Annotated in this window: 14 protein-coding genes; all 14 read left to right on the top strand. The window is 59.1% G+C overall.

Annotation, left to right across the window (positions count from 1 at the left end; translation table 11 throughout):
* Positions 1–10 precede the first annotated feature (10 nt).
* The 14 genes from ACOYW1_RS14165 (at position 11) to ACOYW1_RS14100 (ending at position 11,368) form a co-directional block, all read left to right on the top strand.
* Positions 11–760 carry a hypothetical protein gene (locus tag ACOYW1_RS14165; protein WP_482423306.1) on the top strand — a complete coding sequence of 250 codons (750 nt, stop codon included), beginning with the start codon at positions 11–13 and terminating at the stop codon, positions 758–760.
* Between the two features lies 1 nt (position 761).
* Complete coding sequence (locus ACOYW1_RS14160; RefSeq protein ID WP_482423305.1) at positions 762–2,243, top strand: hypothetical protein; 1,482 nt, start codon at positions 762–764, stop codon at positions 2,241–2,243.
* Positions 2,188–2,430: a hypothetical protein gene (locus ACOYW1_RS14155; protein WP_482423304.1), complete on the top strand. Its 243-nt coding sequence runs from the start codon at positions 2,188–2,190 to the stop codon at positions 2,428–2,430. Before ACOYW1_RS14160 ends, ACOYW1_RS14155 begins: the two co-directional genes overlap by 56 nt.
* Positions 2,431–2,457: 27 nt before the next feature.
* Positions 2,458–2,718 (top strand): hypothetical protein, encoded by a 261-nt coding sequence (locus ACOYW1_RS14150; protein WP_482423303.1) that lies wholly within the window; start codon positions 2,458–2,460, stop codon positions 2,716–2,718.
* Positions 2,702–3,163, top strand: coding sequence for a hypothetical protein (locus tag ACOYW1_RS14145; RefSeq protein ID WP_482423302.1), 462 nt, complete (start codon positions 2,702–2,704; stop codon positions 3,161–3,163). The genes ACOYW1_RS14150 and ACOYW1_RS14145 overlap by 17 nt, the downstream gene beginning before the upstream one ends.
* A 39-nt stretch (positions 3,164–3,202) precedes the next feature.
* Entirely contained in the window at positions 3,203–3,601 is a 399-nt protein-coding gene (locus tag ACOYW1_RS14140) for a hypothetical protein (RefSeq protein WP_482415955.1), read from the top strand.
* A 15-nt stretch (positions 3,602–3,616) separates the two neighbouring features.
* Entirely contained in the window at positions 3,617–4,102 is a 486-nt protein-coding gene (locus tag ACOYW1_RS14135) for a hypothetical protein (protein WP_482415956.1), read from the top strand.
* A gap of 129 nt (positions 4,103–4,231) precedes the next feature.
* On the top strand, positions 4,232–6,352 hold the full coding sequence (locus ACOYW1_RS14130) for a hypothetical protein (RefSeq protein WP_482423301.1): 2,121 nt from the start codon (positions 4,232–4,234) through the stop codon (positions 6,350–6,352).
* 44 nt (positions 6,353–6,396) lie between these two features.
* Positions 6,397–7,446 (top strand): hypothetical protein, encoded by a 1,050-nt coding sequence (locus tag ACOYW1_RS14125; RefSeq protein ID WP_482423300.1) that lies wholly within the window; start codon positions 6,397–6,399, stop codon positions 7,444–7,446.
* 41 nt (positions 7,447–7,487) lie between these two features.
* Positions 7,488–8,963, top strand: a complete 1,476-nt coding sequence (locus ACOYW1_RS14120; protein WP_482423299.1) for a hypothetical protein — start codon at positions 7,488–7,490, stop codon at positions 8,961–8,963.
* 24 nt (positions 8,964–8,987) lie between these two features.
* Positions 8,988–9,230 (top strand): hypothetical protein, encoded by a 243-nt coding sequence (locus tag ACOYW1_RS14115; RefSeq protein WP_482415960.1) that lies wholly within the window; start codon positions 8,988–8,990, stop codon positions 9,228–9,230.
* A 460-nt stretch (positions 9,231–9,690) separates the two neighbouring features.
* Entirely contained in the window at positions 9,691–10,299 is a 609-nt protein-coding gene (locus ACOYW1_RS14110; RefSeq protein WP_482423298.1) for a glycoside hydrolase family 19 protein, read from the top strand.
* The gene (locus tag ACOYW1_RS14105; protein WP_482423297.1) at positions 10,289–10,912 is read left to right on the top strand and encodes a chitinase; all 624 of its coding nucleotides are present in this window, start codon (positions 10,289–10,291) and stop codon (positions 10,910–10,912) included. The genes ACOYW1_RS14110 and ACOYW1_RS14105 overlap by 11 nt, the downstream gene beginning before the upstream one ends.
* 30 nt (positions 10,913–10,942) lie before the next feature.
* Positions 10,943–11,368, top strand: a complete 426-nt coding sequence (locus ACOYW1_RS14100; RefSeq protein WP_482423296.1) for a hypothetical protein — start codon at positions 10,943–10,945, stop codon at positions 11,366–11,368.
* Positions 11,369–11,379 lie beyond the last annotated feature (11 nt).

The following is an 11,379-nucleotide window of genomic DNA, read 5'->3' as shown; positions in this document are numbered from 1 at the left end:
GCGAACCTTAATGGCCCAGCAGAACCGCAACACCCTGAAAAAGTACTTTAAGAAGGGCGCCCTGCCGACGGAGAAGCAGTTTGCGGACTTGATCGATTCGGTGATCAACATCATCGATGACGGCTTTGAGAAGTCCGCGGAGCACGGCCTGAAGATCGCCGCCATCGGGGAGCGGGAGAAGCTGATCAGCTTTTTCCGGAAGATGGAGATGGTCTGCCCGGACTGGTCCATGGGGATCCATCCGGATACGGGGCGCTTTCACCTGCGCAACGGGGAGAACAAGAGCCTTTTGACCCTGACCCCCGAGGGAAAGGTGGGCCTCGGGTGCGACGACCCCCGGTCCGACCTCGACCTCCACGGTACCTTTGCCCTGGAAGGGTGCACAGGCCGCTTTCGCAACGGGGTGATCCCGGCGGATGGTCGCTGGCACACCCTGGTGAGCGGGCTTGACGGGTGCCAGGCCTTTGAGGTCATGGCCGGGGCCGGGAAAAAGAGGGAAGGGCGCTATTCACTGGTGCACGCCGTGGCCCTGAACACCTTCAGGGGGCGGGGAAAGGTCGTTATGCACCAGGCCTACTTCGATGCCCGGCGCAACCGCATCCTGATTCGCTGGCGCGGGAAACGCCACGACTATCGCCTTGAGATGCGTACGTGCCGGGCCTATGGGGGTGATGCCGCCGTTCGGTACGGCCTCACGCGCCTCTGGGACGATCCGTTTATGGACACCTGCGTGCTGCCGTCCGATGAAGGGCAGGTGTGACATGGGCACCCTGGTCCTGAAAAAACGGGACTTCAGCCGGGACGACACCAGCTTTGAACGCCTTCGGGCAGAAGGACTCCGCCTGGTTCAGGAGCTCTGCAGCGAGGTGTGGACGGATTACAACCTCCACGATCCCGGGGTCACCATGCTGGAGCACCTCTGCTACGGCATCACCGACCTGGTCCATCGCACGGGGTTTCCCGCCGCAGACTATTTTACCGGAGAAGAGGGATTTGTTCCCGAGGCCGTGGGCATGTTCCGGCCCGAGGCGATTCTGCCCTGCGGGCCGGTTACGGGCGAGGATGTGGAAAAGCATCTTTTCGACCGGTTGGACGGGGTGGAGAATGTCTGGGCCGAAGCCCTGCCCGCCGGGCTGTGGCGGCTCCTTTTGCGGGCGGCCCCCGGGGTGGACGCCTCTGCCCTGGCCGCAGAAGCGCGGGAAGCCTACCATGAGGTTCGCAACCTGGGGGAGGATCTTCAGGAGGTGGTGGTTCTCACCGAAGATCCCTACGCCCTGGAGGCGGAGATGGAGCTGGACGGCTCCCGGCCTCCCTCCACGGTCATGGCCGAGGTCTACCACGTCTGCAACGGGCTCCTGGCCCCGGGGTTGCGGCCGGAGTCTCACCTGGCGGTGCTGGAGGATGGGATGGAGCCCGCCGACATATTCCATGGCCCCCTGACCCGTCACGGGATCCTGTCGCGGCGCGGGCGCTCCCAGGTGGCGGAGAGAGTGGCCGTCACCGAGGTGATCGGCGCGGTCCGCAAGGTCAAAGGGGTGGTGTCGGTGAAAAAACTCTGTTTCTTCAAAGGGGGGCTTCGTCACTTTGTCTGCATCCAGCGCGCGAGCCAGGGGTGCGTGCTCTCCCTTGACATTCCCGAGCGGGCCTCTGAAAACCGGGTGACGTTTTACCTCGACGGAAAGGGCCTTGCCGTGGACATCGATCAATTCAAGGGGCTCTATTCTGCCCTGGAGTACGGGGGCCGACGGCCCGCACCCCATGATCCTGCTTCCCTGTACACCCTGCCTGCGGCCACGTTTCGGAATTTCGGTGACTACACCTCCATCCAGGACCATTTCCCCAATGTCTACGGGATCAACGCCTTTGGCGTGCCCCCCACCTATTCTGCAGAGAGGAAGGCCGCCGCCCGGCAGCTTAAAGGGTACCTGGCCCTGATGGAGCAGTTCCTGGCCGACGGCATGGCCACCCTGGACGCTCTACTGCTCGGTATTCCTCTTCCCGGAACCCCGGGTGAGGCAGACCCGGTTCGGGGCGTTTCTGGGCCCCGACCACATCAGCGGCATGGACGAGCTCCGTACCAAAAAGGACCCGGAGGCTTCCCATACAGCCCTTTTGAGAAAACACGACGATTTTCACCGGCGCCGCAACGGGTTCCTCTCCCACCTCCTGGCCCTGTACGGGGAGACCGTGGATGCCGAGCCCCTTCGTCGGGACGGCAGTTACTTCAGCGACACCGCCCTTGAGGAGTCCCTGATCCAGGTGCGCATCGCCCTGTTGAAGCGGCTTCCCGAGATCTCTGCCCACAGGTTCCGGGGGGCGTGCCTGACCACCCCTCCGGAAGGGCATCGGAACATCCCCCCGTTTCAAATGAAATGCGAGATCCTGCTGGGGTTTTACCACCACAAAAGCGACTTAGTTGTCTCCCTGTAGGCTGTCACCCGGGACAGCCTCCAACTTGTGTCCGATGACGACTACCTGAGTCGGTATGGCGGGGCCCTTGCCACGGATCCGGAGGCCGAAGATCCCGGGCAGATGGTGCCGGTCTCCCCCACACCCAGGGATCCCCGGCTCACCTGCGGGGCCGTGCGCGAACTCCTGGCGTCCGTGGAGCCCTTGGCCACCACCCCACTTCGATTCCCCTCCTCGGGGGCGGGGGCGCCTGGAGAGTTATCGGCTGATTCACCTCTCCGAGTGCGACGATGTGCAGATCGCCTTTAACGCGGGGGGCTCCTGGGTATACCTGGGCAGCACCCGGACCATCTGGCGGGCCACCCACCTGGTGCACCTGCTGCGCCGTTACCTCATGTACCTCAACATGGCCACCGAAGGGATGCATGTGGTGGAGCACATCCTCCTCAGGCCCCGGCCACCGGACACGGCCCCGGATATCCCCGCAGACGAGTTTTACCCCCACCGTATCAGCATCCTGTTCCCGGACTGGAGTGACCGGTTTGCAAACCCGGTCTTCCGCGAGACCGCCATGGAAATGGTGGCCGGTCAGCTTCCGGCCCACCTGCTGCCCTCCTTTCTCTTTCTCTCCTTTGACGAGATGCTCCACTTCGAAACCCTTCGGACCCGCTGGCAGGAAGCCCTGGCACGCGGGGACGAGAGTCTTCAGGACGAGTTGGCCGAGGAACTGAGGACGTTTCTGGAACGAGCCTGATACCCTGCCGCCTGCAAAAAAGAAACCAAAGGAAGACACATGGAAATTATTGTGCTGCTGGCCCATGGCGAGGCCTCGGACGGTTGTTTTTCGCATCCGAAGATACGGGTCATTGCCAGGGCGGGAGGTCCGCTGTGCGGAAGCGAAGTCCGGGACTACCTCCGCGGGGCCTCCGCTCCGGAGTGCGCCACGTGTTCTTCGGGTGCTTTTTCCGGGATCAGCGACGCAGAGTGCAGCCGGGACCTCGGGGTGATCCCCGGGGCCGGACCCGGGTTCGTGGACAGCGGCAGGCGAAGCGGCGGCGCCCTGTCGGGAAACCGGGTGTTTGTGCTGCGGGGGACAACGGTGTCGTTCCATGAGATCGCTGAGTTTGCCCAACCCTATCGGAAGGTGATCCTGCTGCCCTGCAGCCGGGAACCGAGTCACATGACTTCATGACAACGGAGGAGAATCATGCCTGCAAACTGTTTGGCCTACGCCTGCGGCAGGGAAGAGATCCCCATGGCCGTCGAGCATTGCCCGGGATGGGAAGTGTGGTGCAAAAACAACGAGAAAAAAAAGGCCCTGACCTGGGGCTACCTGGCCTGTGCCGTTGTGTACCTGGCCACGGTGACCGGGGGGCGGCCCGATAAAAAGAACGTGTTCCGAAGCAAAGAGACCATCAACGGATACGGCCTGGACCTTCTCAGGATCCTTACGGGAAAGAACGACGGGCAATACCTCAGCGCCCGGGGTCGGATCCCGGAGGAGGGGGACCTGCTCATCTGCGGAACCCCGGCGGACCCTCACTACGTGCGGTACGCCGACGGGACCTTTACCGGGCAACCGGCGGCTGCGGATATCCAGTTCGAGGCAGTGGTCACCGGGGAGACCCTGATGCAGTACACGGACATCGCCGGGGGAAGACGGAATTACGGGATACGGGGGACCTTTCGATGAACGGCTGATGTTTGGGACAGGTAACAGCGGCGGTTTTGCCCCGGTCGTGTGCCGGGCGGCACCCGCCTCGTATACATTCGGTGCCGCAACGGCACACAAACAGAACCCATCTGGGGAGGACAACAACGCATGAAACGGATGAAGGTTGCAACCAAACGTGAGATCGACAGTGAAATCACCGGTCAGCTCCTGAAAATCGATGCCATCCGAGGGGAGCTGATGGCCTATGCCAACCGGTTCATGGAAAAGTACCACACCGACAACCGCCCGCTGCTCGATGCCCTTCCCCTCCATGAGCTCTGTTCCCTGAGCGTCAAGGGCGGCCTGGGCCTGAGCAACCTCAAGGCCCAGATCAGCCCCAACCCTCCGGACACCCTGGTCTGGGATGGGTACGCCGGGGATTGCGACCTGAACCTTATCGTGAAGCACGACAAGATCCCCAAGGGCAAAACCGTGGGAGAGGTGATGGCCGCCGTGGCCCAGCGCATCAAGATCCTTCTGGTGGAGAGCATCGAAGACACCCGGTACAGCACCCTCCTTGAACATCTGCCCCATGGCGCCCTGGGTGGGGACAAGCTCTATCGGTGCTCCCAGCTGGAGGCCCTGGCAAAGCTCATCGATTTTGCTTCAAAGAAACTGGACATGCCCCTTCAGGTCCCTGTGGAGATGGCAGGGGCCAAGACCATCGTCAACGTGTTCAAGGACCTTATCCCTGTTCTCACCGCCGTGGGCGGTGCCAACCTGAAAAGGGTGTTTGATCTGATCACCACGGCCGATTCCAAGGACTGGCTGGTGTACTGCACCGATACGGTGTTTTTCGTCTCTGACCTCAACCGGGTGAACTCTGCCTGGAACGATGTGGACCACAGCTTTTTCCCCTACGCCCCGGGCCGCATAGATGCCCTGGGCCATGAGGTCTCGGAGCTGGCCATCGAGCAGCAGAAGGCGCGCCAGAAAGAGGCGGAGGGCCATCAGCCCTACGGCGTGTTCAAGGTCATCACCTCGGATTTCAGGTACAGCCGCAGGGACATCTCCGAAGAGCCTGTCTCCGATGACGAGGACACCCTCTTTGAACCTGAGGAGAGCTACAACCTCTCCATGTACGCCAACAACCTCATCGATGACTTTACCCTGATCCGGACGGCTTTGAAATTTCTCGGATACTCCGTGGAGTACCGGGACGTGCCGGAAAACTCTCCCGAGGCGGAAAAGCTCGATGTGCGGAACGGCGCGGCCAAGTGCGAGTTCGTGGATGTGGCCGTGCCCCATATCACCTCCCCGGAATGGTATTTTTGCCAGGACCGTACCTACTACCACCAGATCCCCGATCCCGTGCCCGACGGGCAGTGGGGCTTCAAGGTCTGTGATTTTGACTACCAGTTGGAGGAGAATGTCAACCTCATCATCGAGAACTCCTGCGGTCTCAGCCACAGCGCCCACAAGCTGGGCAAGCGCATCGCCCGCATGAAAGAGACCTGGGTGCATTGCGACCATGTGCAGGTGTTTCCCAGGAAGCACGGCGGGCCCAGCCCTGCCAGCATCAGGGATCCCTTTGACGCCCCCAAGGCCCTTGTGGACTCTTTTTGCCGGGATTATGAGTTGCTCTACTCCATCCATACGCTTCCGGACTGGCTCTACGACGGGATGTTCCTTTCCCTCAAAGAGTTAAAGGACAAGGCGGATGACGGGTCGGCGGAGGATGTGGTGGGGGCTGCGAAAAAACTCGGTGAAACCGGCATCTTTGAAATGATGTGCATGGCCGATGTGGTGGACGGTCCGGCCATCGCAGAGCTCAGGGCCTTGCTGGAAGACGGGCATATCAAGGTCAACTGGGTGGTGGCCGCCTACCTCCTTCTCAAGGCGAGCCGGGTGTCCGACGTGATCTGGTTTCCCACCTTCGGGATTATCCAGGTGGAAAATCCCGAACAGGTCCAGAAGGCCCTTGCCGTAACGAACAACAGCAATGTTCCCATGGCTGCGGGGGATTTGATCAAGGTGGACTGGGATGCCAGGCCCGGGGTGCCGCCCCTGACCTACTTTACCCTTCTGGCCCAGGACATCATGGGGCCTTCCCCCGATCACCCCACGCCCTTTTTCGGCTCCGGCCTGGATGCCTCCCGCCGTGCGATTTATCGCGAAATCCGGTTCCGGCTTCGACGTGCCAACAACCAGATGCTGCGCATTGCCTACGGACGCATGCTCAACGCCCTGATGCGGGGTGCCGCAGAGAGCTTCTCCCTGGAAAAATAGTCGATTTCTCATATACCAACTCGAACAGGTGAAAGGATGGACCCATGGATACCTTGCACATGGTGTGGATCGGAGACCCGGTTCAACATGAAAAAAATGCCCTGATGTTGCTGACTTCAATCGTCAACGACCCCGGCCTCGCCGCGGACAAGTCCCTGAAGATCAAATTCTGGTGCAACGGGGACAAGGTCGAGGACTTGACCCAGATGGTCAGGAAACTGGAGGCAGCCGGTGAAGAAAAGAAAGCCCTTCAACCGACCGAGGTGGTGAATGTCGATACCATCCTGGAAGGCGATATGAAAAACGGATTCCGTTTGACCTATGAGAATTTCGACGGCCAGGTCTTTGTGGAAAAAGAGGGGGCCGTCAAGGAGGCGGCGATGGGCGTCAAGCGGGTGTACGACAAGCTTAAAACCGTGGCGCCGGTGTCGGCGAAGGACCTCATCGCCCAGTACATCATGTGGCGGGAAGGTGGGCTTTTTCTGGACACGACCATGGAACTGGCCGACGGAAAGGCGCTTCTTGCGACCCTGAGCCATGGGGAGAGCTTGAGCACCGTGCCTGTTTTACTCGATGTTTCCCAGGATTATCCTGATTTTCTTCAGGCCAAGATGGATACCGATAAGGAAGACCAGGGGATTGCCCATGAGTGGAGCTGGATGAATATTGAGCTCTACAGCTCTGACATTGGGCGTTACGTTCATGAGTACATAAATAATCTCGAGTGCTGGGCGTTGCGTGCAACCGTGTCAAACCGTCGGATTTTTTCCGCGACGCTGGGGCGTCTTCTCAGGTTTTGGGAGACTGTCTATTTTCTTGATCCTCCGGTGAAAGGGACGGAAGAGGAGGTGGAGGACTTAAAACAAGCCATGGCGGCCGGAAAGGGCAATGAAACCCGTGCCACGATGATCGGGGGATCCATTATCTACAGCCTGTACGAGGGCATGAAAAATGCCACAAAAAAGGGATTTGATATTGAGCGCGGGCTCCCTTACTGGGTGGAGGACTACTGCTGGACCGGGAAAAAGGAGTCGGGAAAGGTGACCATCGATGCCCTGGGCGTCACCAAATGCTACCAGGGCAGCTGGCGGTAGCAAACGTGAATTGAAACGTTTCATAACATGGAGGAAACACCATGCCTACGAGTATTCCCTATGATCCGTCCCTTGTGTTGGGCAACATCGTCAAACCCGAAAAAATAAAGGCCCTTGAGCACATTGCCACCCTTCAGAAACCCGTGGACGATGCTCAGCGGGAGCTCAATGCCCTCATCCTTGCAAAGCGAAGCATGGACATGACGATCCAGGAAATGATGAACATGAACGTGGATGCCAAGGACCTGGATAAAGTGGCCAAGGAGGTCGAATCCCTGAAAACCTCCATGGCCAATGCGGCCGTGGACCTGGCCAAAAAAACCATCGACGCCCAGAACAACATTAAATCTGCACGGGACAGCCAGAAGGAAGACAAGATAAGCGCCAGCGTTGAAAGTCCCATTGATTACAACAAGTCCGCCATCAAGCAGATGCCCCTGTCGTCGGACTCCATGATCATGGATGCCCAGTATTTTCGATTTGAGTCCAACAAGCAGAGCTCGGACGCCCATTCGAGTTCCATCGCCACCTACGTTTCGGCCCAGACGTCAGGTTTTCTTGAGCCCTCCTACGGAGCCTCCGTGGGGTCGTCGGCCAAGAGTGCCATGGAGAGCCAGCATGCCAACCACAAGCTCGAAGGCACCCTGGTGATTACCGCCAATTGCACCCACAAGATCTGCGATATCTTCGCCCCCTTTGTCCTGGACCCGGAAAAGGGGATCCGAGCATGGAATGTCTACTGCCCGGACCGGAAAATCAATACCGACGACAGCACCTCCATGGACCAGGCCATTGAGGGCAAGGATGCCGACACAGCGGGGATGCAGCTTCTCTCCGGTGCCTCCTACGGGTCGAGCTTTGTGGGCCTGGTTCATCTGCTCAAGGACGAGAAGAGCGACTCCTCCCAGTCGGCAAGTTCCCTGGCCGAGTCCCTCAGCACCTCCATCAGCGAAAACCTGTGTCTCTCCAACTACAGCGGGAAGTTCGGCCTGGATTCCTCCTTTGCCGACAGCGTCAAGAGCCTTTTGAGCACCTCCAACCTCCAGACCCATGCCAGCGTCATCACCATGGGTCTGATTCCCTCCATTGTTTCCAACAAGATCGAGACTTCGGTTCAGAACCTGAAGCCGGATCCCAAGGAGGTGATGTCCCAGCTCGCCGCCATCCAGGGCGCCAGTGATTCGGAGGTGAACACCATGGGCTCTGCCGCAGACAAGGCCAAGGCCGGTGAGAGCTTTATGCAGTTGAACAATTCCTATGTCAAAAACGTGGTCTCCAGCCTCGGGGCTTACGACGACAAGAACAACAAGGTCATCGACACCAACTCCCTCATGACGGCCTTTGAGGACTACGTGAAAAAAGCCATCGCAGGCAAATGCGGCGTTCCCATCAACTTTTTCCTGAAGCCCATCACCTCCCGGCAGCTGGCCGAGGCCTGGCTCAACAAGTTCTACCCGGGACAGTTCATCGGGGAGAGCTCCGGTGACGACCAGTCCAAAGGCCCGGCCAAGAAGTAACAGATCCGTCAAGGAGTACATCATATGTTTGTTTTGAAAAGCAGCGATGGGCAGCACACCCGGCTTGGGACGTCCACAGGCAACCGGCGGGATAACCCGGACGGAAGCTTTTGGGTCTCCGGCTGGGGCCCGATGACCCAGGGCCGTGTCGGTGTGGGCGGTTTCTATTTTTTGAGCGAGTCAGACGCCGCGAAGTTCATGTCCGTGAAGGTGACACAGATCGGCGGACGGGGCATTGGCGGTATCTGCTTTGAACACACCGGGTAAGGGCAGAACGAGACGCTGATCGAAGACACCTGGTCAGCCATGAGATGAAAAGACCTTGGAGGGCAATGCAATGAAAACATGGATTGTGTTTCTGGTTTGCCTCTGGTTGCCCCTGGGGGCATCGGCTCGGATGATCTCCTTTGACCAGCATGTCTGCGACACCTCCACGGTGTCCTGCTCCTTTATCATCGAAGATGCCGATCATGTCAGGCTGACCATATGGTGGGGCACCGGAAAAGGCCAGTATACCACTTCGTATCTCTGCAAGAAAAAGGTCGGTTCATGGAAGGAGCTAACCTGGCCAAAGGATTCGCCCTTTACGTGGGCACCACGGATCACATCAACATCAACGAGATCCTACCGAAACTGGGCCTGCCCGATTTCACGGAAGACAATTGAGCGCTCAGCCCGGTTTTTTTCATGAAAGGTGGTTTATCTTTATTTAACCCAAGGAGCCATTATGGTGACATTTATTTCATCGGAAGGCACGCAATGGTACGTCAAGATGACGCTGGTCTCGGAGGAGAAAACAAGGACCCTTAACCTTGACTGCTCGGACAATGTCGCCTTTGATACCCGGTCCGGCGGGTCCGTGGACGGGGCGTGGAGCGAGGTGGCGGTCTTCGGGCACAGCCTGCGTTTTGCAAAGGAGGGAAAAACCTTCACCATCTCGGCCAACATCACGGACGGCAAGGCTTTCACCGTGTGCGGAGAGACCGTGGGCACGCCCGAGGCATCGTCCGGGGAGTCGGATCAGCCCCATGAAGGGGACAGCGTCGAGGCGGTAGAGATCTCTGATGAGGAAAAGGGCGAGCCCCTTGCGTTTCATCCCATCGAATCCTGGTTCACACCCAGCGTCTGGGACGAGCTCTTTCCCCATGCTAACCATCAGTGCTTTGAAGGTGTCAAACCCTACAGCTATGCGTCCTTTGTGAAAAACGTTCGTTATTTTCCGGGGTTTGCCTCAGGCGAGGAAAAAGAGCAGAAAAAAGAACTCGCTGCCCTTTTCGGCATGGCCCTCCAGGAGGTGGGGGGCAAGTCCCGTTCGTCGACGACCATTGTCCTTTAAGGGGCTGACACAGACAAAAGCCTATGGCTTTTCCGAAGCCTCCTGGACCAACGAGCCCAGCCACAAGTGGAACCTTGCCTTCTCCAGCGAGCAGGGTCACGAACGAAGCCGGGTTTACGATACCGGTTACCCCCTGAAACCCAACCAGAAGTACTTCTCCGGAGCAGGAATCCTCCAGCTCAGCTATCCCGTCAACTACGCCCGCTTCAGCCAGTTTTACTACGGAGACAAGGAGGTCCTCCTCAACGACTCGGACCGGGTGAGGAAAGACCCCGACCTGGTGGTGGCCTCAGCCCTGTTCTACTGGATGGCCCAGGCCGGAACCCGTCCCTCCTGCCACTGCTGCTTTACCGGCAACCCGGTTAACGACACGGACAAAGCCTGCTACGAGCGCATCACCAACCTGGGCTACAAAAAGGGCCTGGCCATGGCCATCGCTGCGGTGAACGGCATCGAGTGTGCCATCCCCGCCGATTACCGGGTGGGCACCCGGGTGAACGGTTATTTTGAATACGGCAAAGCCTTTGGCCTTACGGAGGACGAATTGCTGGAGGATTGCTTTGTGGAGACGGCGGAGATGGCGGGGAACCTTCATACCGCCGGGATTTCCTGATGCCCTGCAATCATTGACAAGGGAAATACCATGAACCAGAAAACATGTTTCAGGCCGTCTGTTGTGTGGTGCCTCATTTTGTTCATCAACGTACTCATCCTGGCGGGAATCGGGTGGGCTGCCTTCGGGAACACCGGGGTGAACGACCCCACGGAGACCACGGGCCGGATCATCGCAGAGCTGCAGAAAGTCAGGGTAAAGGCAGAGGCCGACCCGGGCGGGGCATGGGACCTGACCCACGGGGAGTACAGCAAGCTGTTGACCTCCATGATCGATGAGGCCACCAAGGCCTCGCGGGATCAGCAGTCCTTTGCCGCCCACTCCTTTCACATTGTCCTGGGGGCCATCCTCGGCTTTCTTTCGGCGTCGGCTACCATGGTTTTCCAGGGAACAGGGGAGAAGCCCCATGAGGATTCCCCTCCGTCCGGGGCGGACGAGGCCGATGAAGGGACATAACGGCCTTGTGA

Source organism: Desulfoluna sp. CYM3A, assembly GCF_056829965.1.
Note: the sequence above shows the minus strand (reverse complement) of the source record. Positions and strands in the feature narration are given on the sequence as shown.